The organism is Nocardia sp. NPDC050718 (assembly GCF_040654235.1).
In the GTDB taxonomy this organism is placed as follows: Bacteria; Actinomycetota; Actinomycetes; order Mycobacteriales; family Mycobacteriaceae; genus Nocardia.
The window spans coordinates 156,463-181,757 of the sequence record NZ_JBFAHQ010000007.1; the positions used below are offsets into that span (position 1 = coordinate 156,463).

Annotated in this window: 28 protein-coding genes; 22 read left to right on the top strand and 6 right to left on the bottom strand. The window is 70.9% G+C overall.

Going from position 1 to position 25,295, the window contains the following annotated elements:
* Positions 1 to 55 precede the first annotated feature (55 nt).
* A complete protein-coding gene (locus AB0H54_RS28020; RefSeq protein WP_357349285.1) occupies positions 56 to 223 on the bottom strand; it encodes a hypothetical protein in 168 nt (55 codons plus the stop codon).
* An 86-nt stretch (positions 224 to 309) separates the two neighbouring features.
* Between AB0H54_RS28020 and AB0H54_RS28025 the strand changes: the two genes are divergently transcribed.
* The gene (locus AB0H54_RS28025; protein WP_357349287.1) at positions 310 to 1,272 is read left to right on the top strand and encodes a helix-turn-helix domain-containing protein; all 963 of its coding nucleotides are present in this window, start codon (positions 310 to 312) and stop codon (positions 1,270 to 1,272) included.
* 191 nt (positions 1,273 to 1,463) lie between these two features.
* A complete protein-coding gene (locus tag AB0H54_RS28030) occupies positions 1,464 to 2,204 on the top strand; it encodes a response regulator transcription factor (protein ID WP_357349289.1) in 741 nt (246 codons plus the stop codon).
* A gap of 53 nt (positions 2,205 to 2,257) precedes the next feature.
* Here AB0H54_RS28030 and AB0H54_RS28035 read toward each other — a convergent pair whose 3' ends face one another.
* The 3 genes from AB0H54_RS28035 to AB0H54_RS28045 are packed head-to-tail and all read right to left on the bottom strand — an operon-like array spanning position 2,258 to position 3,738.
* On the bottom strand, positions 2,258 to 2,767 hold the full coding sequence (locus AB0H54_RS28035; RefSeq protein WP_357349291.1) for a nuclear transport factor 2 family protein: 510 nt from the start codon (positions 2,765 to 2,767) through the stop codon (positions 2,258 to 2,260).
* Positions 2,768 to 2,770: 3 nt separating this feature from the next.
* Complete coding sequence (locus tag AB0H54_RS28040) at positions 2,771 to 3,259, bottom strand: hypothetical protein (RefSeq protein WP_357349293.1); 489 nt, start codon at positions 3,257 to 3,259, stop codon at positions 2,771 to 2,773.
* Positions 3,260 to 3,279: 20 nt separating this feature from the next.
* Positions 3,280 to 3,738 carry a MarR family winged helix-turn-helix transcriptional regulator gene (locus tag AB0H54_RS28045; protein WP_357349295.1) on the bottom strand — a complete coding sequence of 153 codons (459 nt, stop codon included), beginning with the start codon at positions 3,736 to 3,738 and terminating at the stop codon, positions 3,280 to 3,282.
* Between the two features lie 300 nt (positions 3,739 to 4,038).
* Here AB0H54_RS28045 and AB0H54_RS28050 point away from each other — a divergent pair, with 300 nt between their 5' ends.
* The 19 genes from AB0H54_RS28050 to AB0H54_RS28140 all read left to right on the top strand — a co-directional run bounded on the left by AB0H54_RS28050 (position 4,039) and on the right by AB0H54_RS28140 (position 21,285).
* A complete protein-coding gene (locus AB0H54_RS28050) occupies positions 4,039 to 5,769 on the top strand; it encodes a biotin carboxylase N-terminal domain-containing protein (protein WP_357349297.1) in 1,731 nt (576 codons plus the stop codon).
* 20 nt (positions 5,770 to 5,789) lie between these two features.
* Positions 5,790 to 6,413, top strand: coding sequence for a TcmI family type II polyketide cyclase (locus AB0H54_RS28055; RefSeq protein WP_357349300.1), 624 nt, complete (start codon positions 5,790 to 5,792; stop codon positions 6,411 to 6,413).
* Entirely contained in the window at positions 6,410 to 7,681 is a 1,272-nt protein-coding gene (locus AB0H54_RS28060; protein WP_357349302.1) for a beta-ketoacyl-[acyl-carrier-protein] synthase family protein, read from the top strand. The genes AB0H54_RS28055 and AB0H54_RS28060 overlap by 4 nt, the downstream gene beginning before the upstream one ends.
* Positions 7,678 to 8,925 carry a ketosynthase chain-length factor gene (locus AB0H54_RS28065; RefSeq protein WP_357349304.1) on the top strand — a complete coding sequence of 416 codons (1,248 nt, stop codon included), beginning with the start codon at positions 7,678 to 7,680 and terminating at the stop codon, positions 8,923 to 8,925. The genes AB0H54_RS28060 and AB0H54_RS28065 overlap by 4 nt, the downstream gene beginning before the upstream one ends.
* Positions 8,922 to 9,179, top strand: a complete 258-nt coding sequence (locus tag AB0H54_RS28070; RefSeq protein ID WP_357349306.1) for an acyl carrier protein — start codon at positions 8,922 to 8,924, stop codon at positions 9,177 to 9,179. Before AB0H54_RS28065 ends, AB0H54_RS28070 begins: the two co-directional genes overlap by 4 nt.
* A 12-nt stretch (positions 9,180 to 9,191) precedes the next feature.
* Positions 9,192 to 9,968 carry a 3-oxoacyl-ACP reductase FabG gene (gene fabG, locus AB0H54_RS28075; protein ID WP_357349308.1) on the top strand — a complete coding sequence of 259 codons (777 nt, stop codon included), beginning with the start codon at positions 9,192 to 9,194 and terminating at the stop codon, positions 9,966 to 9,968.
* Between the two features lie 12 nt (positions 9,969 to 9,980).
* Positions 9,981 to 10,919: an aromatase/cyclase gene (locus tag AB0H54_RS28080; protein ID WP_355280026.1), complete on the top strand. Its 939-nt coding sequence runs from the start codon at positions 9,981 to 9,983 to the stop codon at positions 10,917 to 10,919.
* Positions 10,916 to 11,779 carry an alpha/beta fold hydrolase gene (locus AB0H54_RS28085; RefSeq protein ID WP_355280023.1) on the top strand — a complete coding sequence of 288 codons (864 nt, stop codon included), beginning with the start codon at positions 10,916 to 10,918 and terminating at the stop codon, positions 11,777 to 11,779. The genes AB0H54_RS28080 and AB0H54_RS28085 overlap by 4 nt, the downstream gene beginning before the upstream one ends.
* Before the next feature lie 18 nt (positions 11,780 to 11,797).
* Positions 11,798 to 13,387, top strand: a complete 1,590-nt coding sequence (locus AB0H54_RS28090) for an acyl-CoA carboxylase subunit beta (protein ID WP_357349310.1) — start codon at positions 11,798 to 11,800, stop codon at positions 13,385 to 13,387.
* 15 nt (positions 13,388 to 13,402) lie between these two features.
* Positions 13,403 to 13,570, top strand: a complete 168-nt coding sequence (locus AB0H54_RS28095) for a hypothetical protein (RefSeq protein ID WP_355280018.1) — start codon at positions 13,403 to 13,405, stop codon at positions 13,568 to 13,570.
* 3 nt (positions 13,571 to 13,573) lie between these two features.
* Positions 13,574 to 13,966 carry a lipocalin-like domain-containing protein gene (locus AB0H54_RS28100; RefSeq protein WP_357349312.1) on the top strand — a complete coding sequence of 131 codons (393 nt, stop codon included), beginning with the start codon at positions 13,574 to 13,576 and terminating at the stop codon, positions 13,964 to 13,966.
* Positions 13,950 to 14,708, top strand: coding sequence for an SDR family oxidoreductase (locus AB0H54_RS28105; RefSeq protein ID WP_357349314.1), 759 nt, complete (start codon positions 13,950 to 13,952; stop codon positions 14,706 to 14,708). Before AB0H54_RS28100 ends, AB0H54_RS28105 begins: the two co-directional genes overlap by 17 nt.
* Positions 14,701 to 16,245 carry an NAD(P)/FAD-dependent oxidoreductase gene (locus AB0H54_RS28110; RefSeq protein ID WP_357349316.1) on the top strand — a complete coding sequence of 515 codons (1,545 nt, stop codon included), beginning with the start codon at positions 14,701 to 14,703 and terminating at the stop codon, positions 16,243 to 16,245. Before AB0H54_RS28105 ends, AB0H54_RS28110 begins: the two co-directional genes overlap by 8 nt.
* Positions 16,242 to 16,796 (top strand): pyridoxamine 5'-phosphate oxidase family protein, encoded by a 555-nt coding sequence (locus AB0H54_RS28115; protein WP_357349318.1) that lies wholly within the window; start codon positions 16,242 to 16,244, stop codon positions 16,794 to 16,796. Before AB0H54_RS28110 ends, AB0H54_RS28115 begins: the two co-directional genes overlap by 4 nt.
* 101 nt (positions 16,797 to 16,897) lie before the next feature.
* Positions 16,898 to 17,845: an alpha/beta hydrolase family protein gene (locus AB0H54_RS28120; protein WP_357349319.1), complete on the top strand. Its 948-nt coding sequence runs from the start codon at positions 16,898 to 16,900 to the stop codon at positions 17,843 to 17,845.
* A 16-nt stretch (positions 17,846 to 17,861) separates the two neighbouring features.
* On the top strand, positions 17,862 to 18,398 hold the full coding sequence (locus AB0H54_RS28125; protein ID WP_357349321.1) for a bifunctional adenosylcobinamide kinase/adenosylcobinamide-phosphate guanylyltransferase: 537 nt from the start codon (positions 17,862 to 17,864) through the stop codon (positions 18,396 to 18,398).
* Between the two features lie 39 nt (positions 18,399 to 18,437).
* Complete coding sequence (cobT, locus tag AB0H54_RS28130) at positions 18,438 to 19,550, top strand: nicotinate-nucleotide--dimethylbenzimidazole phosphoribosyltransferase (protein ID WP_357349323.1); 1,113 nt, start codon at positions 18,438 to 18,440, stop codon at positions 19,548 to 19,550.
* Positions 19,551 to 19,689: 139 nt separating this feature from the next.
* The gene (locus AB0H54_RS28135) at positions 19,690 to 20,439 is read left to right on the top strand and encodes an adenosylcobinamide-GDP ribazoletransferase (RefSeq protein ID WP_357349325.1); all 750 of its coding nucleotides are present in this window, start codon (positions 19,690 to 19,692) and stop codon (positions 20,437 to 20,439) included.
* 132 nt (positions 20,440 to 20,571) lie between these two features.
* Positions 20,572 to 21,285: an MBL fold metallo-hydrolase gene (locus AB0H54_RS28140; RefSeq protein ID WP_355279993.1), complete on the top strand. Its 714-nt coding sequence runs from the start codon at positions 20,572 to 20,574 to the stop codon at positions 21,283 to 21,285.
* 58 nt (positions 21,286 to 21,343) lie between these two features.
* On the opposite strand, the gene AB0H54_RS28145 is transcribed toward AB0H54_RS28140, so the two are convergent.
* Together AB0H54_RS28145 and gcvT are read right to left on the bottom strand one after the other, a co-directional pair.
* Positions 21,344 to 22,441, bottom strand: a complete 1,098-nt coding sequence (locus AB0H54_RS28145) for a branched-chain amino acid aminotransferase (RefSeq protein ID WP_218717140.1) — start codon at positions 22,439 to 22,441, stop codon at positions 21,344 to 21,346.
* Between the two features lie 26 nt (positions 22,442 to 22,467).
* Positions 22,468 to 23,568 carry a glycine cleavage system aminomethyltransferase GcvT gene (gcvT, locus tag AB0H54_RS28150; protein WP_357349328.1) on the bottom strand — a complete coding sequence of 367 codons (1,101 nt, stop codon included), beginning with the start codon at positions 23,566 to 23,568 and terminating at the stop codon, positions 22,468 to 22,470.
* Positions 23,569 to 23,731: 163 nt separating this feature from the next.
* Here gcvT and AB0H54_RS28155 point away from each other — a divergent pair, with 163 nt between their 5' ends.
* Complete coding sequence (locus tag AB0H54_RS28155; RefSeq protein ID WP_355280176.1) at positions 23,732 to 25,273, top strand: phosphatase PAP2 family protein; 1,542 nt, start codon at positions 23,732 to 23,734, stop codon at positions 25,271 to 25,273.
* Positions 25,274 to 25,295 lie beyond the last annotated feature (22 nt).

The following is a 25,295-nucleotide window of genomic DNA, read 5'->3' on the forward strand; positions in this document are numbered from 1 at the left end:
TTCTCCCCCTGTCACGAATGCCGTTCCACCCGCGGGTGGGGCGGCATTCGCGCGTTCAGTGCAGACCGGGCCGGATGTTGGTGGCGTAGCCGGCGATGGCGGCGAGCTCGGCTTCGACGCGCTGGACGTCGCGGTCGACGACGCCGGTCGAGCCCGCGGTGCCGCGACCGATGAGAACGCCGAGTCCGATGATGGCGGCGAGGACGATCAAGAAAGTAACCATGGCAGAAATTTTGCGCTCGTCCGTTTTCGGCCGAAAGTGGCTGTTCTGTCATTGTGCGTAAAGATTCGGCCAGATAGCATGGAGTGATGCTGTCCACGGTGTCCGTCGTCCTCAACGACAAGCTCGCCATGTTCGAATTCGGCGTCGTCTGTGAGGTTTTCGGCCTCGACCGCACCGCCGACGGCCTGCCCGGCTTCGACTTCAAGGTCTGCGGGGCCACGCCGGGCAAGCCGCTGCGCTCCACCACCCCCGGCGTCTCGGTGACGCCCGAGTACGGCCTCGACGAACTGGTGCACGCCGATCTCGTCGCCATCCCCGCCTTCCCCTTCACCCTCGGCCACAGCTACGACGAGCGGGTCGTCGAGGCGGTCCGCGCGGCCTCGGACGCGGGCGCGATCGTGCTGACCGTCTGCTCCGGCGCCTTCCTGGCCGGGGAGGCCGGGCTGCTGGACGGGCGCAAGTGCACCACCCACTGGCGCTATGTCGACATCCTGGCCGCGCAGTTCCCCGCCGCGACCGTCGACCCGGACGTGCTGTTCGTCGACGAGGGCAACCTGATCACCAGCGCGGGCACCGCGGCGGGCATCGACGCCTGCCTGCACCTGGTGCGCCGCGAGATCGGCACCGCGGCGGCCAACGGCATCGCCCGCCGGATGGTCGTGCCGCCGCAGCGCGACGGCGGCCAGCGCCAGTTCATCGAGCAGCCGGTGCCCGAATGCCGCTCCGAGGGCCTGTCGGCCACGCTGAGCTGGCTCGCCGAGAACCTCGCGCATCCGCACACCGTCGACGAGCTGGCGGCCAGGTCGAGCATGTCCACCCGGACCTTCGCCCGCCGCTTCGCCGCCGAGACCGGCACCACCCCGGTCAAGTGGCTCACCACCCAGCGCGTCCTGTTCGCCAAGCACCTGCTCGAGGCCACCGACATGCCGCTCGAGCGCATCGCCGACCAGTCCGGCTTCGGCTCCGGCGCCCTGCTGCGGCACCACTTCCAGCGCCAGGTCGGTATCGCCCCGACCGAATATCGCCGCCGCTTCGGCGCCACGACTTGAACGACCGTCCGTTATCGGATTTGTGGAATACCGATCCGGGCACTTTTTCGAAAGAATGGCGCCGAACGCCACAGTGCGCGAACACATAGAGTCGGCTACCCTGACAAGGACAGGTGAAATACCGGCCGCCCGTAGCAGTGTGGTCGTCGGTGCGGCATTTCGATGCCCAGGACGGTGGGGGTATTCGAGCCATGCGTAGCAGTGACCTTCGGGAAACCGATATCGACCTCGCGCCCAGTTTTCCCGAACCCCGGCACATGATGGTGGAACGGTCCTGGCGAATTCTCATCGCGGCGGGTTCGGATGCCGTCGGCACACTCGACAGCGAACTTCCCCGCTACGGCCATCAAGTCGCCACCGTCGATACCGGAAGAATGGCGCTGAAACTGTTCGACCGCGCCGATCTGGTCCTGCTCGACCCCGATCTCCCCGATTACGACGGGTTCGAGGTCTGCCGTTCGATCCGGGCCCGCCACCCGGTCCCGATCATCGTGGTCACCGACCGCGATTCCGAACTGGACTGCGTGCTCGGCCTGCGCGCAGGCGCCGACGACTACCTGGCCAGGCCGTTCGGGATCAGGGAACTCGTCGCGCGGATCGATTCGCTCATGCGGCGGGCCTGCCCTCAGGCCGAGAGCGCGCCGCCCGCCACCCGCTGCGGCGCCTTGCGCATCGACGCGGCGGCCAGGGAGGCCACGCTGCACGGCCGCCAGCTGACGCTCACCAGAAAAGAGTTCGACCTGCTGCTGATGCTGTCGCGGCGGCCGGGAATCGTGGTGGCGCGCAAGCAGATCCTGGGCGAGGTCTGGGACGGGTCCTGGTCGCAGCACACCGTGGACACGCACGTCAGCAGCCTGCGGGCCAAGCTGGGCGCCAGCGATTGGATCGTGGCGGTGCGTGGCGTCGGCTTCAAGCTGATGCCGCTGGACTGAGCCGGGCACGGCGAAAACCGCCGGCTCGGATCGAGCCGGCGGCTTCCGTCTGGTCAGCTCACCGCGACCACGTTGAGGTTCTCGTCGAAGGCGAATCCGGGCGGGGCCTCGCCGGTGCGCAGCACCTTGATGAACTTCATCCTGGCGATCCGCCAGCCCACGGCGGTCCGCCGGACGTCGGCGTCGAGATAGCCCCAGACCAGCAGCGGCGGCTCCCCCGCGACGACGTGCTTGTGCGTCGCGGTCAGGTTCAGCCGGACCGCGGCGGTGTCGCCGTCGATATCGGCATGACAATCGGTGGTGGTGTGATGGGTCGGACCGAAGAGATTCACGACATAGGTCATGTGCGCGGCGATGCCCGCGATGCCGCGATAATCCTCGGGCGGCAATTCGAGCAATACGTCGTCGGTGAAAATGGATTCCGCCCAGGCGTCATCCATGGATTTACGATCTTCGAAGAAGAAAAAGGTGTCGAACAGCGCGGCGATTTCTCGATGGTCGCGCAATTCCCGGACTTCCGCGCGCAAGGCTTCGAGTTCGGCACGGAGACTGGTGTCGTTCATTTTCTATCCCTGAGATTCGTCGCTACCAACGGTAGCGTTCGAGGTCACCTGATCCGGTGACCGGAAACGGCCGGTGATGCGCAGGCCGTCGCGGATATTGAGTGACATGAGGACGATATTGACCGCGCCCGCGACGAGTTCGAGCGCCTGCACGCTGTAGAACAGCGGCCCGAACTCGTCGCGGCCCGCCAGCACGGCCAGGGTGATCGCCGACGGGATCAGCACGAGCAACCCGTTGCCCGCGATGAACGGCATCCGCCGCTTCTTCGCGACAATGGCGGGCATCGTCGACTTCCCGCCGAGCCGGAACCCGGTGCCGCCGGTGGCGGCGAGCGCGAGGACCAGGATGGGCAGGGCCCACGGGATGGCCTGCTTCACCGCGATGATCGCGTCCTTCGACCCGCTGAGCTCGGTCACCACTGTCGAGGTCCAGAAGGTGAGGATGGTGAGCAATCCGATCGTGCCCGCGATGGGATGGATGCGGGAGAGCATGGTTTACCTCTCTTCGATGGTCATGTGGTCCGATCGGCCTCGAGGTTGCCGATCGCCTGTCGAACCATGCGGATGAAGTCGTCCCCGCGAACATCCGGAAATCCCGCGGTCGCGATGTCGTTCACCTCCCGAGCGGCCGCGATCAGCGCGGTGCGGAGCCGGCGGGACCGGTCGGTGAGGTAGATCAGCGCCCGCCGGCCGTCCTCGGGGTCGGCGGTGCGTTCGATGAGGCCGTCACGTTCCATCCGCTTGAGCGTGTGGGCCATCGTCGACTGGTCGATACGAACCTTCTCGCAGAGCTGGAGCTGCGAGATCCCCTCCTCCTCGTACAGTGCGAGCAGTTGTGCGAATTGCCCCGGCACCACACCGTGCCCGGCGATGCGGTCGCGCAGCGCCTGTTCCATGAGCCGCGCGAGATGGTTGATCACGTACCCCAGGGAGGTGCTCCGATCCATCGGTAGCGTCTCGAGCGGTTCCATTCCCACCTTCCATCGTCATTGATCTGCGGCTACCGCCAGAATACATGGCAAGCCATGTATTGGCGACCGCTGGCGAACGCCCGACCGGCCGCACGACGGCGCGCGATGGTACGGCCGGCGGCACGCGCGGGCAACCGGGCGGAGCCGAATCTGAACGAGCCGGGAGGAATTGGACGAGATCCGCCGGAATCGGGCGGGTCCGGGCACAGCTCCTGAAGATTCCCGGAATCGCCGTTCATCGCGTGGTGATCTGCGCTGTCCACGATTGCCGAAGAGCGCCAACAACTTTCAGGAGACACGATGCGAAAAGTGTTGATCGCCAATCGGGGTGAGATCGCCGTCCGGATCGCGCGGGCGTGCCGGGACGCCGGCCTCGTCGCCGTCGCGGTGTACGCCGATCCCGATCGCGACGCCGTCCATGTCCGCGCCGCGGACGAAGCCTACGCACTCGGTGGCGACACCGCGCAGACGAGCTACCTGAACATCGACGCCGTGCTCGCCGCGGCGCGGGCCGCGGGTGCCGACGCGGTGCATCCCGGCTACGGATTCCTCTCCGAGAACGCCGATTTCGCCGCCGCTGTGCTGGCCGCCGGGCTGATCTGGATCGGACCGCCGCCCGCGGTGATCCGCGATCTCGGCGACAAGGTGACCGCCCGCCGGATAGCCGTCGCCGCGGGCGCGCCGATCGTGCCGGGCAGCCCGGGGCCGGTCGCCGATCCCGCGGAGGTCGTGCGCTTCGCCGAGGAACACGGGCTGCCGGTCGCGATCAAGGCCGCGCACGGCGGTGGCGGTCGCGGCCTGAAGGTCGCCCGGACCCTCGCCGAGATCCCCGAGTGCTTCGCCTCGGCGGTGCGGGAGGCGGAAGCGGCGTTCGGGCGCGGGGAGTGCTTCGTCGAGCGCTATCTGGACGCGCCGCGACATGTGGAGACCCAGTGCCTGGCCGATGCCGAAGGCACCGTGGTCGTGGTGTCGACCAGGGACTGCTCCCTGCAGCGGCGGCACCAGAAGCTCGTCGAGGAGGCGCCGGCGCCCTTTCTGTCCCCCGACCAGCGCGACGCGCTCGCCACGGCGTCCAAGGCCATCCTGCGCGCGGCCGGTTACCGGGGCGCCGGGACGTGTGAGTTCCTGGTCGGCGCGGACGGCACCCTGTCGTTTCTCGAGGTCAACACCCGCCTGCAGGTCGAGCACCCGGTCTCGGAGGAGGTCACCGGCATCGACCTGGTGCGTGAACAACTGCGCCTGGCCGCGGGCGGCCTGCTCGACTACCCCGACCCGCCGAGCCGGGGTCACTCGATCGAGTTCCGGATCAACTGCGAGGACCCCGGGCGCGGCTTCCTGCCGATGCCGGGCACGATCACCGGCTACCGGACCCCGAGCGGGCCGGGGGTCCGGGTCGATTCCGGGGTCGAGGCGGGCAGCGTGGTCGGCGCGAACTGGGATTCGCTGCTGGCCAAGCTCATCGTCACCGGCGAGGACCGGACCCAGGCCCTGCAGCGCGCCGCTCGCGCGCTCGACGAGTTCGGCATCGACGGCATCGCGACCGTGCTGCCGCTGCATCGCGCCCTGGTCACCGACCCGGCGTTCACCGACGCGCCGTTCCGGGTGCACACCCGCTGGATCGAGACCGATTTCGACAACACCCTCGCGCCGTTCGACGGTGTCGGTGTGGCGCCCCAGGACCCGGCGCCGCGCGAGACGGTGGTGCTCGAGGTCAGGGGCAGGCGCGTGGAAGTCACCCTGCCCGTGCGCGGCCGCAGGGCCGTCACCCGCCCCGCCGCCCGCGTCGCCCGGGCGGCGGCGACGGCGCCGTCCGGCGATTCCCTGACCGCTCCGATGGCCGGAACGCTGGTGAAAGTAGCCGCCGCGGAGGGTGATTCGGTCACCTCCGGCCAGCTCATCGCGGTGATCGAGGCCATGAAGATGGAGCAGCCGGTGACCGCGCACAAGGCGGGCACCGTGGTCGGCCTGATCACCGACATCGGCCGCAGCATCGGCACCGGCGCCGTGCTGTGCCGCATCCAGAACAGCTGACGCAGAGGAGCCGACACCGGATGCATACGACAGTCACGGTCGCCCGGACGACCACCACCGCGGCGCGGGACCGGCTGGCCGCCGCCTACGCCGACTACGACGCGGCGGCGCCCGCCCCGGACGCGAAAATCGTGCGGCGCCAGCTGTTCCACTATCACACCGACCTGCTCGTGCACGTCGTCGACAGCGACGCACCGCTGGCCGGTATCCCCGACGGCCCGGATCTCGGCACCGAGGTCACCGTCTTCGACGCCGCCGTGCCGACGGCCGAGCGGTACTACCACTGGCTGCCCGGCCCGGTGCACCCGGCGATGTACAGCACGCTCGTGGTGAACCGGCTCGTCCCGGCGCGCCGTCCGCGGGTCGCCCGGCTGTTCGCCGACTTCGACACCACCGAGGTGCCGCACCGGATGGGCACCCGGCGCAGGCAGTTGTTCGCCTGCGGCGGCGTCTATTTCCACCTGCAGGACTTCGAGACCCCGGACGGCGGCGAAGTGATCGCGCAGGCCTGGAAGCAGGCCGACCCGCGCTTCATCCAGATCTGCGACGACCTCGACCCCCTGATCGACAAATACGACCCGGCCACCTGGCGCAAGCCGGCCGACGCGGTCGCGCACCGCTTCTACCACTGGGAGGCACGATGAACACCCGGCGCGTCGTCATCACCGGCATGGAGGTGATCGCCCCCGGCGGAGTCGGCACCAAGCAGTTCTGGGAACTGCTCACCGCGGGCCGCACCGCCACCCGGCGGATCAGCTTCTTCGATCCCGACCAGTTCCGGTCCCGGGTCGCTGCAGAGGTCGACTTCGATCCCGAGCAGCACGGCCTGACCCCGCACGAGGTGCACCGGCTCGATCGGGCGGCGCAGTTCGCCGTGGTCGGCGCGCGCGGCGCCGTCGCCGACAGCGGGCTCGAGCTCGACGCGATCGACCCGTACGCGATCGGGGTGGCGCTGGGCAGCGCGGTCGGCGCGACCATGCGCCTGGAGCAGGACTACCGGGTGATCAGCAACGGCGGACGGCTGCACCTGGTCGACCAGAAGTACGCCGACCAGCACCTCTACCACCATCTGTCGCCCGGTTCGTTCGCCGCCGAGGTGGCCCACGCCGTCGGCGCGCAGGGCCCGGCCACGGTGGTGTCCTCCGGCTGCACCTCCGGGCTCGACTCGGTCGGCTACGCCGCCCAGCTCATCGCCGAGGGGTCGGTGGACGTCATGATCACCGGCGCCTCGGACGCGCCGATCTCGCCGATCACCATGGCCTGCTTCGACGCCATCAAGGCGACCACCCCGCGCCACGACGAGCCCGAGTCCGCCTCGCGCCCGTTCGACGGCTCGCGCAACGGCTTCGTGCTCGGCGAGGGCGCCGCCCTGTTCGTGCTCGAGGAACTCTCGGCCGCCCGGCGGCGCGGCGCGCACATCTACGCCGAGATCGCCGGCTACGCCACCCGCGCCAACGCCTATCACATGACCGGGCTGCGGCCGGACGGCGTGGAGATGGCCGAGGCCATCCGCGTGGCCCTGCGCGAGGCGCGACTGCCCGGCGACGCGATCGACTACATCAACGCGCACGGCTCGGGGACCAAGCAGAACGACCGGCACGAGACCGCGGCATTCAAGCGCAGCCTGGGCGCGCACGCCTACGCGACCCCGGTGAGCTCGATCAAATCCATGGTCGGGCATTCGCTCGGCGCGATCGGCTCCATCGAGATCGCCGCCTCGGTGCTGGCGATCGGCGCCGACGTGGTGCCGCCGACGGCGAATCTGCGCACCCCCGATCCCGAATGCGATCTGGACTACGTGCCACTCACCGCCCGTGAGCACCGCACCGACACGGTGCTCACCGTCGGCAGCGGTTTCGGCGGCTTCCAGAGCGCCATGGTGCTCACCACCCCGACGGGAGACCCGGCATGAGCGGCGCGGTACGCGAGGACACCAGGACCGTCGTCACCGGCCTCGGCATCACCGCGCCGAACGGCCTTGGCACGCGCCCGTATTGGGACGCGGTGCGGGCGGGCCACAGCGGTATCGGCCGGCTCACCCGGTTCGACCCGGCGGGCTATCCGGCCACCCTGGCGGGCGAGATCGACGACTTCGATCCCAAGGCGCACCTGCCGAATCGGCTACTGCCGCAGACCGATCAGGTGACCCGGCTGGCCCTGGTCGCCGCGGAGTGGGCCCTGGCCGACGCCGGGGTCGACACCGCCGCGCTGGCCGACTTCGACATGGGTGTGCTGACCGCCGCGTCCTCGGGCGGCTTCGAGTTCGCCCAGAAGGAACTCGGCAATCTGTGGAGCAAGGGCAGCGGCTTCGTCAGCGCCTACCAGTCCTTCGCCTGGTTCTACGCGGTCAACAGCGGGCAGATCTCCATTCGGCACGGGATGAAAGGGCCCAGCGGCGTGGTGGTCAGCGACCAGGCGGGCGGGCTCGACGCGATCGCGCACGCCCGCAGGCAGATTCGGCGCGGGACCGCGCTGATGGTGTCGGGCGCGATGGACGCCACGCTGTGCCCGTGGGGCTGGGCGGCGCTGTGGACCAGCGGGCAGTTGCACACCGGCACCGACCCCGCCGCCGCCTACCTCCCGTTCGACGAGCGGGCCGCCGGGCACGTCCCCGGTGAGGGCGGAGCGATCCTGATCCTCGAATCCGCCGACGCGGCCTCGGCGCGCGGGGCCCGCAGCTACGGCGAGATCGCCGGGTACGCGGCCACCTTCGACCCGGCCCCGCACACCGGGCGCGAGCCCGGCCTGCGCGCCGCGATCGAGCGCGCGCTCGCCGACGCCGGGCTCGGCCCGGACGACATCGACGTGGTGTTCGCCGACGCCGCGGGCCTGCCCGAGCCCGACCGGATCGAGGCCGAGGCGATCACCGCCGTCTTCGGCCACCGCGGCGTCCCGGTCACGGCGCCGAAAACCATGACCGGACGGCTGTATTCCGGCGCGGGACCGCTCGACGTCGCCACCGCGCTGCTCGCCATCGAGGCGGGCACGATCCCGCCGACCATCAACGTCGCACAAAACTCCGGCACACCGCTGGACCTGGTGGTCGGAGGGGCGCGGCACGCGACGATGCGTGCCGCACTCGTCCTGGCCCGCGGCTACGGCGGCTTCAACGCCGCCATGGTTCTCACCGCTCCCGAAGGAAGGGCACTCCCATGACATTCACCCTCGACGACCTGACCCGGATCCTGCTCGAAGGCTCCGGCGAGCCCGAGAACGTCGACCTGGACACGGGCATCCTCGACCTGACCTTCGACGACCTCGGCTACGACTCGCTCGCGATGCTCGAGACCGCAAGCCGCGTCGAACGCGAATTCGGGGTGACGCTCGACGATTCGACCGTCATCGAAGCCACCACGCCGCGCGCCTTCCTGGCCGCGGTGAACGCCCTCGTCCCCGTCCGCACCCCCTGAGCAGGAGTCGTCATGTCGCAATCGCACGCAGTGGTCACCGGCGCGACCAGCGGGATCGGGCTGGCCGTCGCCCGGCTGCTCGCCGCGAACGGGCACCGGGTCTACCTCGGCGCCCGGACCGCCGAGAACGTCACCACCACCGTCAAGCAGCTGCACGAAGCCGGTCTCGAGGTGGCGGGCAGCGCCGTCGACGTGCGCTCCGGGGACTCGGTGCGCAAGTTCGTGGAGGCCGCCACCACCCGGTTCGGCCCGGTCGACGTGCTGGTCAACAACGCGGGCATCAGCGGTGGCGGGGTCACCGCCGATCTGCTCGACGAGATCTGGGACAACGTCATCGACACCAACCTCAACAGCGTCTTCCGGATGACGCGCGAGGTGCTCAACACCGGCGGGATGCGGCACCGCAGCCGCGGCCGGATCATCAACATCGCCTCCACCGCGGGCAAGCAGGGGGTGGTCCTCGGCGCGCCGTACTCGGCGTCCAAGCACGGCGTCGTCGGCTTCACCAAGGCCCTGGGCAACGAGCTCGCGCCGACCGGGATCACCGTCAACGCGGTGTGCCCCGGCTATGTGGAAACGCCGATGGCCCAGCAGGTCCGGCGCAACTACGCCGCGCTGCAGCAGACCTCGGAGGACGCGGTGATGACGAAGTTCACCGCCAAGATCCCGCTCGGCCGCTACTGCACCCCGGAGGAGGTGGCCGGCCTGGTCGGCTACCTGGCCTCCGACACCGCCGCGTCGATCACCGCCCAGGCGATGAACGTCTGCGGCGGACTCGGGAACTACTGAGAGGCAACGATCATGACCACCTCCGGCACCGGCCGCGCCGAGCACTCGATCGAGATCGCGGCGCCCGCCGACACCGTCTACCGCCTGCTGGCCGACGTGCAGAACTGGCCGCAGTTGTTCCCGCCCACCATCTTCGCCGACTACCTGGACAACGACGAGCGCGACCAGCGCATCCGGATCTGGGCCACCGCGGCCGACAGCGTCAAGCACTGGGTGTCGCGGCGGGTGCTCGATCCCGAGCACCGGCGCATCGACTTCCGGCAGGAGGTCAGCAGCCCGCCGATCGCGGCGATGGGCGGCACCTGGATCGTCGACACCCTCACCGAGAACTACAGCCACGTGCGGCTGCTGCACGACTACGAGGCGGTCTCGGCCGATCAGCTCGGCTGGATCGATCAGGTGGTCGACCGCAATTCGCGCACCGAGCTGGCCGCGCTCAAACGCAGCATCGAGCTCGGCGACGCGGGCGCCGACGCCGCGTTCTCGTTCGAGGACACGGTGGCGGTCGCCGGCACCGCCGAGGACGTGTTCGGGTTCATCAGCGACGCGCATCTGTGGCCGGAGCGGCTGCCGCACGTGGCCGGGGTCGAGCTGATCGAGCCGGGGCCCGGCATGCAGTCGCTGGCGATGGACACCGTGGCGGTGGACGGTTCCCAGCACCGCACCATGTCGTACCGGATCGTCCTGCCGCACCACACGATCGCCTACAAGCAGATCACCATGCCCGCGCTGATGACGCTGCACACCGGCTACTGGACCGTGCGGCCGCACGCCGACGGCGTTGCGGTGTCGTCCCAGCACAGCGTGGTGCTCAACACCGACAACATCGCCGCCGTGCTCGGTCCCGACGCCGATGTCGCCGCCGCGCGGGCGTACGTGCAGCGGGCGCTGAGCACCAACAGCCTGGCGACGCTGCGGCACGCGAAGACCTTCGCCGAGGACCGGTCATGAGCTCCGCCGAGGCGCGCTCGGCGGTCCTGACCCCCGGCGTGCACCGGATCACCGTGGACGCGGCCGGGATTCCGCTGTCCGGGCTGCTCAGCACGCCCGCCCTGGCCCTGCCGAGGGCGACCGTCCTCGCCCTGCACGGGGCGGGGATGTCGGCGGGCTACTTCCACGGGCGCGCCCATCCGGACGTCTCGCTGCTCAGCACCGCCACCCGGCTCGGCTACGCGGTACTGGCGCTGGACCGGCCCGGCTACGGCGACTCCGCCGACGCCCTGCCGGACGGGCAGTCGCTGGCCGAGCAGGCCGAGACGATCCGCGCGGGGCTGGCCGATTTCACCGCGGGCAACGAGATCGGGGCCGGCGTCTTCCTGCTCGGGCACTCCTTCGGCGGGAAGCTGGCCCTCACCCTGGCCACCGACGACACCACCTTCCTCGGTGTCGACGTCTCCGGCTGCGGTCACCTCTACGCCGAGGACTCGCTGGAATCGAAGGCCTGGCAACGCAATTGGGGCGACCTGCAGCTCTACCCGCCCGGCACCTTCGCCCGGGCGGGCGCGACGGTCGACTCGCCGCCGATCCAGGAACTGGTCGACGCGGCGGCCTGGCCGCAGACCTTCGCCGAGCTGGCCGATCGCATCCGGATCCCGGTGCGGTTCAGCTTCGCCGAGCAGGAACGGTGGTGGCGCACCGACGACGCCGCGCTCGCCGACCTGGTCGCGATGCTGCGCGGGGCGCCCCGACGCGGCCTGACCAGGGTGCCGCGCGCCGGCCACAACATCAGCCTGGGCTGGGCGGCCCGCGCGTATCACACCAGCGCGCTGGCCTTCTTCGAAACCTGCCTGCTCGACCGGGCCGCGGCCTGACGGAGAGAGGACACCGCTGTGACCGAGGAATACACGCTCCCGTTCCTGCCCGCCGGCGACGGCGACATCCCCCGGCTCGACGAACTGCGCCTACGCAAGGAGCTGGCCGCGACCGGCCCGGATCCCACCGCCACCGAGCGACAGCACGCCAGGGGGAAACTCACCGCGCGCGAACGCCTCGCGCTGTTGCTCGATCCGGATTCGTTCACCGAACTCGAGCCGTTGCGCAGGCATCGGGCCACCGGGTTCGGCCTCGAGCACAGCAGGCCCTACACCGACGGGGTGGTCGCGGGCTGGGGCACCGTGGACGGGCGGATCGTGTTCGTCTACGCCCACGACTTCCGGATCTTCGGCGGCGCCCTCGGCGAAGCGCACGCCGAGAAGATCCACAAGGTGATGGATCTGGCGATCAGCGCGGGCGCGCCGCTGGTCTCGCTGAACGACGGAGCGGGCGCGCGGATCCAGGAGGGGGTCGCCGCGCTGGCGGGTTACGGCGGCATCTTCCGGCGCAATACCGCGGCCTCGGGGGTCATTCCGCAGATCAGCGTCATGCTCGGGCCGTGTGCGGGCGGGGCCGCCTACTCGCCCGCGCTGACCGATTTCGTGCTGATGGTGCGCGGCACCGCGCAGATGTTCATCACCGGTCCCGATGTCGTCACCGCCGTCACCGGGGAGACGGTGACCCGCGACGGCCTCGGCGGTGCCGACGTGCACGCCGAACGCTCGGGGGTCGCGCACTTCGTGCACGACGACGAGGCGAGCTGCCTGGCCGATGTCCGCTACCTGCTGTCGTTCCTGCCGCAGAACAACCGGGAGCTGCCCCCGGTGGTGCCGACCGACGACCCGGTCGAGCGGCGCTGCCCGGCGCTGGCCGAGCTCGTCCCCGAGACCGGGACCACGCCCTACGACGTCCGCGCGGTGATCGCCGAGATCGCCGACGACGGCGCGTATCTGGAGATCCAGGAGCGCTGGGCGGCCAATGTCGTCATCGCGCTGGCGCGGATGGACGGCCACACCGTCGGTTTCGTGGCCAACCAGCCGCAGTGCCTGGCGGGCACGCTCGACATCGCCGCCAGCGAGAAGGCCGCGCGGTTCGTCCAGATGTGCGACGCGATGAACATCCCGCTGATCACCCTGCTCGATGTCCCCGGGTTCCTGCCCGGGGTCGGGCAGGAGCACGGCGGCATCATCCGGCACGGCGCCAAGCTGCTCTACGCGTACTGCAACGCGACCGTGCCGCGGATCTCGATCGTGCTGCGCAAGGCCTACGGCGGCGCCTACATCGTGCTGGATTCACGCAGTGTCGGCGCCGATCTGGCCCTGGCCTGGCCGACCAACGAGATCGCGGTGATGGGCGCCCAGGGCGCGGCGAACGTGGTCTTCCGCAAGCAGATCGCCGCCGCCGACGATCCCGCCGCGGCCAGAGCCGAGCTCGTCGCCCGCTACGCGCGCGAGCTCATGCACCCCTATTACGCGGCCGAGCGCGGCCTGGTCGACGACGTGATCGACCCGGCCGACACCAGGGCGGTCCTCATCCGATCGCTGATCATGTTGCGCGCCAAGCACGCCGAACCCCCCGTCCGCAAACACGGCAACCCACCCCAGTAGTTCAGGAGCACACCGATGTCCGAGTACGCAGCGCCGGCCGAGGCCGGGTTCGAGTTGAGCGAAGACGTGATCGCGGCCGTCGCCGTCGCCTTCCTGGCCGGTGACGAGCCGGACGAGCCGCTCTCGGCGCGGCCGGCCGAGCTGCCCTACAGCAGATTTCGCGACCCCCGCGGCTGGCGGTAGACCGTGCCCAGCTCCGCCGACCTGATCGGCACCTGGCGGCTGGCGTCCTTCCACGACACCGACGCGGGCGGCGCGCCGATCGCGGGCCCGCTCGGCCCCGAACCCGCCGGCTTCCTGACCTATACCGCGTGCGGCCATCTCTCGGTCGCCATGATGCGCACCGGTCCGGGCGAGCCCGGCTACATGGGCTACGCGGGCCGCTGGCGCATCGACGACGGCGTGCTGCGCCACCACATCCTGGTCAGCTCGCGCGCCGACTGGGTCGGCGCGGAACAAGTCCGCCTCGCCGAGCTGGCCGACGGCCTGCTCACCCTCCGAACCTCCCCCGACAACGGCCGCGTCGTGCAGTGGCGCCGGACCGGCTCAGCACAGGAGAACCATGCGATTCGACAGTAGGACCGCTCTGATCACCGGATCGAGCGAAGGCATCGGCTACGCGATCGCGGCGGCACTGGTCGCCGAGGGCGCGCAGGTGGTGCTCACCGGGCGCCGGGAGAAGGCGCTGGCCGAGGCCGCCGGCGCGCTCGGCCCCGCCGCGGCGTGGATCAGCGGCGACATCGCCGACCCGGCGACCGCGCACCGGGCCGTCGACCACGCCGAGCGGCAATTCGGCGGGCTGGACCTGCTGGTGTGCAATGCCGGGATCCTGATTCCCGGGGTGGTGTTCGCCCAGCCCATGGACGAGGTGAACCGCGTCATCGATGTCAACCTGCGCGGCACCATCGCCACGGTCGCCGCGGCGGCACCGGCGCTGGCCAAGCAGTCCGGGGCCGCGATCGCGGTGATCTCGTCGTCCATCGGCCGCAAGCCGGGGCCGGGCACCGGCGTCTACGGCGCCACCAAGGCGGCCCTGCAATATCTGGTGCCGACGTGGGCGAGTGAGCTGGGCCCGATGGGAATCCGGGTCAACGGCGTGTGCGCCGGGATCACCGAGACGCCTGGCTTCCGGGCGGGCGCCGCGGCGATTCCCGGGCTCGAGCAAGGCGTCGTCGCCACGAACGTGATCAAGCGCATCGCGACCGCCGACGAGGTGGCCGCGCCGGTGCTCACCCTGCTCGACTCCGCCGGGGCCGGTTTCGTCACCGGCTCGATCTGGGACATCGACGGCGGCTTCGGACTGGGGGCCCAGCATGCCTGAACACGATGTGATCGTGGTCGGGGCAGGCCACAACGGCCTGACCGCGGCCGCCTACCTCGCCAAGGCCGGTCTGGATGTCGTTGTGCTGGAGGCGAAGCCGGAGATCGGCGGCGGCGTCGTCAGCGAGGCGGTGACCCTGCCGGGGCACCGGCACGACCTGCACGCCGCCGCGCACATCTTCATCCACGGCAACCCGATGATCCGCGACGACGAACTGGGCCTGCTCGCCCGGCACGGCCTGAGCTACGTCTACCCCGACCCCAGCATGTCGGTGGTGTTCCCCGACGGCGACTACATCGCCTTCCACCACGACGTGCACAAGACCGCCGAGACGATCGCGCGGATCTCCCCCGCCGACGCCGAGAACTACGTGCGGTTCTACGAATTCGCCAGCCCGCTGCTCGACCAGCTGCTGCCCGCGATGTTCACCCCACCCGCACCGCTGGGCGCGCTGTTCGCGCAGCTGGAGCAGTCCGAGATCGGGCAGGAGACGATGCGGGTGCTGATGATGAGCTATCTCGACGTCTGCCACGAATGGTTCGAGCATCCGAAAGTCAAAGCGGCGCTGTGCCGGTGGGTCTCGGAGCTGCTGATCGCGCCGGACGAGGGCGGCACCGGCGCGTTCCTGCTGCTGATGGTGCCGTTCATCCACCGCTACGGGATGGGCTTCGCGGTCGGCGGCTCGCAGTCGCTGTCCGACGCGCTGGCCGCGGCGCTGCGCGAGTACGGCGGCAGCGTCCGGACCGGCGCGAAGGTCGAGCGGTTCCGCTTCGACGGCGACCGCGTCACCGGGGTGCGCTGCGCCGACGGCAGCGAGTACACCGCGCGCCGCGCCGTGCTGGCCGACCTCAACATCAAGCAGCTGCCCGCGCTGGTCGAGCACCGCTTCGGCGCCGAGTGGGAACGCAAGGTCGACCGGATCAAGCCGGCGAGCTTCCGCCTCGTCGCCGGTCACCTGGTACTGAGCGAGGCGCCCGAGTTCCATGCCGGGCCCGAGGTCACCGACGCCGGCTTCCAGGAGGTCGCGCTGGACCTGCCCGACCTGTTGCGCACCTTCGACCAGCTCAAATACGGCGAGCCGGTGCACACCATCCCGACGATCTCGGCCGCCACCCGCTGGGACCCGACCAGGGCGCCCGCTCCCCATCACACGCTCTACCTGCTCGGCTACGCCCCGATGGAGCTGGCCGAGGGCGAGTGGGACAGCCGCAAGGAGGAGATCTTCGACGAGGTCTTCGCCACCTTCGCGGCGATGACCACCAATATCGGCCCCGACCAGGTCCTGGCCCGGGTGGTGCACAGCCCGCTCGACATGGCCCGCTACAACGAGGCGTGGGTGGACGGCGATCCCGGCCACTTCGGCTGCCAGCTGTTCCAGTTCATGGGCTTCCGGCCGCTGCCGAACATGGGCTACCGGCTGCCCGCCGAGGGGTTCTACCTCGTCGGGCCGTCCACCCATCCCGGCCAGGGCGTCACCGGCGGGGCCAGGGCCGCCGCCCTCGCCGTGCTGGCCGATCTCGGGATCGGTGCGCCGTGAGCCGCGACGAACCCGATGTCGCCGCCGTCCAGGACGCCATCACCGACCTGCTCCGCACGGAGGAACTCGCCGCGCTGGCCACCGTCGACGCCGACGGCGCACCGTCGACCTCCGCCATGCACATCGCCGCCGACGGCCTCATCGCCTACATGCACACCTTCCAGTTCAATCGCAAACACGCGCAGATGCAGCACAATCCGAATGTCGGCTATGTCGTGAGCCATCTGCCGCCCGGCGGGTTCGCCGGGCGCGGCGAGATCCGCTCGGTGCAGATCCAGGGCCGGGCGACCCTGGTCACCGATCCCGCCGAGATCCAGCGGGCGGTCACCCTGAGCTTCGAGCAGTTCCCGTGGCTGGCCGACCTGTCCCTCTACGACAACGTCAAACTCCCCGACGAGGGCCAGCAGGTGTTCTACCGCATCACCCCGACCCGGGGGCTGTGGGCCGATCATCGGGTGCGTCAACTCTGGCGGGTATTCCTCGAATTCAGCGACGACGGCCGGACCATCACCGGCTGCCGCCCGTATCACTCGGCCCGCCGGACCGGCTGATCCGGCGGCTGTGAGGCCGCACAGTCCCGGGCACCGCGCAGTCGTCGACCTGCGGAATCGGCTTGACCCCGGGATCGTGCGGCTGGTCAGCTTGGTCGGTGTTGAGAAGAGCGCTCGCGGTCGTCACGGCGGCCGTGGTCCTGTCGTCGATCGGCACGGCCACGGCCGCCGCCGGACCGCGCACCGCGCCGGTGACGCGCGCTCCCGCAGGGGGTTTCGAAGAGCTGGTGGTGCCGTCGAGCATGGGACCGGTCCGGGTACAGGTGCAGTGGGCCGCGCGGGGCGGCAGTTCGGCGCTGTATCTGCTCGACGGGCTGCGCGCGCCCGCCGATCACAGCCAGTGGACCACCGACACCGATGTGCTGCGCCGATTCGCCGGTGACGACGTGACATTGGTGTTCCCGGTCGGCGGGCACTCCAGCTTCTACACCGATTGGTACCGCCCGAGCAGCACCAATCGGCAAGCCACGACCTACAAATGGGAAACCTTCCTCACCCGCGAGCTCCCCGATTTCCTGGCCGGCTACGGCGTCTCGCGCACGAACAACGGGATCGTCGGGGTCTCCATGGGCGGCAATGCCGCGCTGACCCTGGCCGCCCATCATCGCGACCAGTTCCGCTTCGCCGGAGCGTTCTCCGGCTTCCTCAACCCCGCCTCCCCGATGTGGGACCAGGCCATGCGCGCCGCCATGCTCGACGAGGGCGGGTACAACATCGACGACATGTGGGGCGCCGCGGGCGATCCCGCGTGGAGCCGCAACGACGCCACCGTCCAGGTCGAGCGGCTGCGCGGGCTGCCGATCTACGTCACCGCGGGCAACGGCGTCCCCGGCCCGCTGGACATGTCCAACGGCGTCGGCAACACGATCAACGCGGCGGGCATCGAGGCGTTCGCGCTGATCGCGGCCAGTGTCTTCCGCGAACGCGCCGCCGCGCTCGGCGTGGCTGCGCGGGTCGATTTCGGCACCGGCACCCACACCTGGCCGTACTGGCAGCAGTCGATCACCACCGCCCGCCCACTGATCCTCGACGCGCTCGGCGCCCACTGATTGCTACCGTGCTGGCATGTCAGCCAGCGCCGCGCCCGTCCGCACCCTCGTCCTCGGCGGCGCCCGCTCCGGCAAGTCCGCCTTCGCCGAGAACCTGCTGGCCGACGCGGACACGGTGCGCTACCTGGCCACGGCCGTGCTCGATCCGGCCGACGCGGACTTCGCCGCCCGGATCGCCGGGCACCGCGACCGACGGCCCGCGCACTGGACGACCGTCGAGAACGCCGATCCCGCAACGGTTCTCACCACCGCCGCGCCCGCGACGCTGCTCGACGACATCGGCACCTGGCTCACCGCCCGCCTCGACGCCCGCGCCGCCTGGGACGCACCGCGCGGCACCGTCGCCCCCGACTGCGACGCGCTCGTCGCGGCCGTGGCGTCCTACCGGCAGCGGCTGGTGATCGTGTCGCCCGAGGTCGGGATGGGTGTCATCCCGGCGACCCGCTCGGGCCGGCTGTTCCGCGACGAGATCGGCACGCTCAACCAGCACCTGGCGCGGGTCTGCGACGAGGCGTTCCTGATCGTGGCCGGGCTGCCGGTCCGGCTGAAATGAGCCGGGTCGGTCGGCGCGACACACCGTGATCCGGGCAAGATGAGCGTCGAACACCCGGCACCCCTGTCGAAAGGCTTGCAAGTGACACACGGATTCGGACCGGTCGCGGCCCCGGACGCGCAGGTCCGCGCGGCGGCCGAGCAGCGTCAGACGCAGCTCACGAAACCGGCCGGATCGCTGGGACGGCTCGAGACCCTCGGCAACTGGATCGCGGCCTGCCAGGGCGTGTGCCCGCCCCGGCAGTTCGAGCGGGCCAGGGTCGTGGTGTTCGCCGGGGATCACGGCGTCGCCCAGCACGGCGTCTCGGCGTATCCGAGCGAGGTCACCGCGCAGATGGTGGCGAACTTCCTGGCGGGCGGTGCCGCCGTCAACGCGCTCGCCGCCGTCGCGGGGGCCACGGTCCGGGTGGCCGACATCGCCGTCGCCGGTGACACCGATCCGTCGGTGTCCCAGCACAAGGTGCGCCGCGGCAGCGGCGCGATCGACCGCGAAGACGCGCTCACCGACGACGAGGTCGCCGCCGCCCTGGCCGCGGGCCGCGCGATCGCCGACCAGGAGATCGACGCGGGCGCCGACCTGCTGATCGCCGGTGACATGGGCATCGGCAACACCACCCCGGCCACCGTCCTGATCGCCACCCTGACCGGCACCGAGCCGGTCGCCGCCGTCGGCCGCGGCACCGGCGTCGACGACGCGGGCTGGATCCGCAAGGTCGCCGCCATCCGCGACGGCATGCGCCGGGCCCGGCCGGTCGCCACCGATCCGGTCGACCTGCTGCGGGTCGCCGCGGGCGCCGACTTCGCCGCCATGGCCGGGTTCCTGGCCCAGGCCGCGAACCGCCGGACGCCGGTCGTGCTCGACGGTGTCGTCGTCACCGCGGCCGCCCTGGTCGCCGAGGACCTCGCCGCGGGCGCCAAGGAATGGTGGCTGCCCGGGCACCGCTCCACCGAACCCGCCCACGACCTGGCGCTGAAGCACCTGCGCCTGGAGCCGCTGGTGGATCTGGACATGCGCCTCGGCGAGGGTTCGGGGGCGCTCACCGCGCTGCCGATCCTGCGCGCCGCCGTCGCCACCCTCGCGGAGATGTCGACCTTCGCCGACGCGGGCGTCAGCACCGCCGACGAGCCGGACTCCGTCGACCTGAGCAAGTGAACCCGGCGTCGACGGCGTCCCTGCCGAGCCGGTCGTGCCATCGCGCTGGGTACCGGCTCGCGACTCGCACCGGCGCGCCGGGCGATCGCCGAGCCGGACTCCCGGCGGCCACCCGTTCGCTCCGGCCGCTCGGCACATCGTGAACAGCGTGCGCCTGGCCGTCTCCTGGCTCACCGTCCTTCCGATCACCGGGCCGGACACCGTCGACCGCCGCGCGGCGGGGCACGCCATCGCGCTCGCCCCGCTGGTCGGCCTGCTGCTCGGCGGGCTGGCCGCCGCGGCGATGCGCCTGTCGGTGGCGGCCGGGCTCACCACGCTGCTGGCCGGTCTGCTCACCGTCGGGCTGCTGGCCCTGCTCACCCGGGGCATGCATCTGGACGGGCTCGCCGACACCGTCGACGGCCTGGGCAGCTACGGCCCGCCCGAGCGGGCCAGGCAGATCATGAAGTCCGGCGGCGCGGGACCGTTCGGGGTGGCGGCGCTGATCTTCGCCATCGCGATTCAGGCCGTCGCCTTCGCCGCACTGGCCGACGAGCACCGGTGGTTCGCGATCGTGCTGGCCGTGGCCCTGGGCCGGGTCGCGGTCGTGCTCGCCTGCCGTCGCGGCATCGCGGCGGCACCCGACTCCGGCTTCGGCACGCTGGTAGCGGGTACCCAGCCGCTCGCGCCGGTGCTGAGCTGGCCGATCCTGGCGGTCGCGGTGTCGGTGTTCGCGGTCCCAGCCAACCTCTGGCTCGGCCCGCTGGTGGCCGTCGCGGTGCTCGCGCTGACGGTCCCGCTCACCCGGCATTGCGTCCGCCGCTTCGGCGGGCTGTCCGGCGATGTGCTCGGCGCTGTCGTCGAGATCACTGTTTCACTTGCGGCCGTTGGGTTCTCGCTCGTGGGTTAGTCCAGTGCCCGAGGATGTGAAACCTACATTGGTCACAACCTCGGGGCGGCGGCCGTTGTGTGGTCGCACAGACCGTCCGCTCATCGGTACTCGGGTGCTCCCCCAGCACACCGGTGGCAATACAGTGTTGACATGTCTTCCGAGCGCCTCTACTTCCGCCAGCTGCTGTCCGGCCGGGATTACGCCGTCGGCGATCCGATCGCCACGCAGATGCGCAATTTCGCGTATCTGATCGGCGACCGGGAGACCGGCGAGACCGTCGTGATCGATCCCGCCTACCAGGCATCGGACCTGGTCGACGTCGCGACCGCCGACGGCATGACCGTCACCGGCGTCCTCGCCACCCACCACCACCCCGACCATGTCGGCGGCACCATGCTCGGCTTCACCCTCGGCGGCGTGCGTGAGCTGCTGGAGAAGACCAGCGTCGCGGTGCATGTGAACAAGCACGAACTGGACTGGGTCGCCCAGACCACCGGGATCGCCCCGAGCGAGCTGACCGGCCACGACAACGGCGACAAGGTGAAGGTCGGCGCGCTCGAGATCGAATTACTGCACACCCCCGGCCACACCCCGGGCAGCCAGTGTTTCCTGTTCGACGGCCGCCTGATCTCCGGCGACACCCTGTTCGTCGACGGCTGCGGCCGCACCGACTTCCCCGGCGGCGACTCCGACGAGATGTTCCGCAGCCTGCGCCACCTGGCCGCCCTCGACGGCAACCCGGTCGTCTACCCCGGCCACTGGTACTCCGAGGAGCCCAGCGCCGAGCTGTCCTCGATCCGCGACAACAACTACGTCCTGCGCCCGCAGACCCTCCAGCAGTGGCAAGCGTTGATGCCGGGCTGACCGGCAGAACAAAAGAGCGGGTCCCCTCGGGGACCCGCTCCTTGTATGTCGAGAGTGCCTAGACCGTGCGCATCCACCCGTGGGTGTCGGCGAAGGTACCGCGCTGGATGCCGGTCAGCGTGTCGCGCAGCGCCATGGTCACCTCGCCGGGCTCACCGCCGCCGATGCTGAACTCGCCGTCGGCCGAGCGCACCCAGCCGACCGGGGTGATCACGGCGGCGGTTCCGCACGCGAAGACCTCGCTGATCTCGCCGGATTCGGCGCCCTTACGCCATTCCTCGACCGAGACCTTGCGCTCCTCGACCGGGTAGCCGGAGTCGGCGGCCAGGGTGAGCAGCGAGTCGCGGGTGATGCCGGGCAGCAGCGAGCCGGACAGCTCCGGGGTCACCAGGCGGGCCTCGGAACCGGTGCCGTAGACGAAGAACAGGTTGTTGGTGCCCATCTCCTCGACGTAGCGGCGCTCGCAGGCGTCGAGCCACACGACCTGGTCGCAGCCCTTCTCGGTGGCCTGCGCCTGGGCCAGCAGCGAGGCGGCGTAGTTGCCCGCCACCTTCGCCTCGCCGGTGCCGCCGGGAGCCGCGCGCACGTACTCGGTGGACAGCCACACCCGCACCGGCTTCACCCCGCGCGGGAAGTACGCGCCCGCCGGCGAGGCCAGCAGCAGGTACTTGTAGGCCGCCGCGGGCTTGACGCCCAGCCCCGCCTCGGTGGAGAACATGAACGGACGCAGGTACAGCGAGTCCTCGCCGCCGGCGGCGGGCACCCAGTCGGCGTCCACGTCGAGCAGCTGACGCACGGACTCGACGAACAGCTCCTCCGGCAGTTCGGCCATCGCCATCCGGGCGGCCGAGCGACGGAAGCGCGCCGCGTTGGCGTCGATCCGGAAGGTGGCGATGCTGCCGTCGGGCTGCCGGTAGGCCTTGAGTCCTTCGAAGATCGCCTGCCCGTAGTGGAACACCATGGTCGCCGGGTCCATCGAGAGCGGGCCGTAGGGCTCGACGCGCGCGTTGCCCCACGCGCCGTCGGCGTAGTCGATCGACACCATGTGATCGGTGAAGAACCGCCCGAAACCGGGGGCCGCCAGTACCTCTTCCCGCTGCTGCGCCGAAACGGGCGCCGGATGCGGAATACGAGTGAACTGTGCAGCGACTGTCATGATGCGATCCTATCCATTGCGCGGAATTACTTGGTTTTGGTGTCGACGAACGGCGGCTTGACCACCTCGCAGCGCAGCCTGCGCCCGCGCACGTCGACCTCCACCTCGTCGCCGGGCTCCAGCTTCGCGGTGGTGTCGAGCAGGGCCAGCGCGATGCCGACCTTCAGCGACGGCGAGAACGTCCCCGAGGTGGTCTCCCCGACCGGCTCGCCGTCGCGCAGCACGGTCTGGCCCTGCCGCAGCACGCCGCGATCGAGCGCCTTCAGCCCCATCAGAGTGCGGCGCGGGCCGTCGGCCTTCTCCTGCTCCAGCGCCGCCTTGCCCCAGAACTCCGGCTTCTTCCAGCCGACGGCCCAGCCGGTGCGGGCCTGGTTCGGGGTGATGTCGAGGGACAGTTCGTGGCCGTGCAGCGGGTAGCCCATCTCGGTGCGCAGGGTGTCGCGCGCGCCCAGCCCGGCCGGCTGTCCGCCCGCCGCGACGACCTGCGCGGTGAGGGCGCGGAACACGGCCTCGGCGTCGGCCCAGCGGGGCAGCAGTTCGAAGCCGTGCTCGCCGGTGTAGCCGGTCCGGCAGACCCGCACCGGGCGGCCGTCCCAATCGGCGTCGGCGTAGGCCATGTACTCCATGTCGGTGGGCAGGCCGAGCGCGGCCAGTACCTCGGTCGACTTGGGGCCCTGCACGGCGAAGACCGCGTAGTCGCGGTGTTCGTCGGTGACGGTGACGCCCTCGGGCGCCACCTTGCGCAGTTCGGCGACGACGGCCGCGGTGTTCGCGGCGTTGGGCACGAGGAACACCTCGTCGTCGCTGACGTAGTAGGCGATCAGATCGTCGATCACGCCGCCGTCGGCCGCGCAGCACAGCGTGTACTGGGCCTTGCCGGGGCGGATCCGGGCCAGGTCGTTGGTCAGCGCCGAGTTCACGAACGCCGCCGCGCCCGGGCCCGCGACCGTCGCCTTGCCGAGGTGGCTGACATCGAACAGCCCGACCGTGGTGCGCACGGCGGTGTGCTCGCCGACGGTGCCGCCGTACTGCACGGGCATCTCCCACCCGCCGAACGGCGCGAAGGTGGCTCCGAGCTCGACGTGAACAGAGTGGATGGGGCCCTCGAGCAGCGCGTTGTCGGTCATGGGCGAGAGCTTATCGGTCCCGGCCGGAACCGCGCGAACCTCCGCGCACGGGCGCGAGCACCGGCATCCGCGCCGGTCCCGGCGTCGCGATCGGGGCGGTCGGCTCCGGCTTCGGCGAAAGCCGATGCCGGGCAACGGCGGTAAGGTCGTGGCCGTGAGTGAGATGCCCGGCCGCAGGTTCCGCAGAGTCTCCCGGATGGACCGGACGCTGAGCCAGACGGTGTCCAGGATCCCGGAGTCCCCGGTGGACCGCGGCATGCTGCGGCTGACCAAGTCGGCCAATACCGGCGGCCTGTGGCTGGCCACGGCGGCGGTGCTGGCGCTGAAGCCCGGCCAGCCCCGGCGGGCCGCCATGCGCGGGGTGATCGCGCTGGCCGGGTCGAGCTTCGTGGTGAATCTGGTGCTGAAGTCGCTGATCCCGCGCCGCAGGCCACCGGCCGAGCTCATGCCGCACGGCAGGCGCCTGATCGACGCGCCGGTGTCGTCGTCGTTCCCGTCGGGGCACAGCGCCAACGCGGCGGCCTTCGCCACCGCGGTCGCCCTGGAGAGCCCGCGGACCGCGCTCGCCGTCGCGCCGGTGGCCGCGGCCGTCGCCTACTCGCGCGTCCACACCGGCGCGCACTGGCCGTCCGACGTGCTCGTCGGCGCAGCGGTCGGCACCGGCGTCGCGCTGGCCACCCGCCGCTGGTGGCCGATCCGCGAATCCGACGAAGCCGAGGCGCACGTGGTGCGCGACGTGCCCGTGCTGGTCGACGGCAAAGGTCTGCTGCTGCTGATCAATCCGCGCTCCGGCGACTCCACTTACGACCCCACCGCCGATATCGCCGAGGCACTGCCCGCGGCCACCCTGCTGCACACCGAGCCCGGCCGCGACGCCGTCGAGCTGCTCCAGGAAGCCATCGACTCGTCGATCGTCGCCGTGGGCGCGGCGGGCGGTGACGGCACCATCGCCGCCGCGGCGGCCGTCGCCCTGCGCAACAAGCTGCCGCTCGTCGTCGTCCCGGCGGGCACGCTCAATCACTTCGCCCGCGACCTCGGCGTCTACGACCTGCGCGAGGTCGTGGACGCGACCGGCGCGGGTGAGGCGGTCGAAGTCGATATCGCCGCAGTGGAATTCGAGACCGCCGACGGTCCGCGCACCCACTACCTGATCAACACGGCCAGCGTCGGCGCCTACCCCGATCTGGTCCGCCTGCGCGAGAAGTGGGAGGACCGCTGGGGCAAGTGGCCCGCGTTCGCGGCGGCGCTGATCGTCATGCTGCGCCGGGCCGAGCCGACCCGCATCCGGATCGACGACCGCTGGCACGATCTGTGGTTCCTGTTCGTCGGCAACGGTCCGTATCACCCGCACGGGGCCGTCCCCGCCTTCCGCTCCCGGCTCGACGAGGGCCTGCTCGACGTCCGCTGGCTGCGTGCCGACGTCCGCTTCTCCCGCACCAGGGCCGTCATCGCGCTGATGCTGGCCGCGATCGGGCACAGCCGGGTCTACGGCGAACGGCAGATGCACGAGCTGTCGATCGCCCTGCACTTCCCCGTCCCGGTGGCCGCCGACGGTGAAGTCGTCGGCACGGCACGCGATCTGCGTTTCACCGTCGCGGGCCGCATCCCGGTCTACCGGCGCGACGAGGACAACCCGCGCTGGGAGAACCGGGCGCGGCCGCACCATCGGCGCCCGCTGGCCTGGCTCACCGACCGCCGCCGCTGATTTCCTCACGAACCCGTCTCAC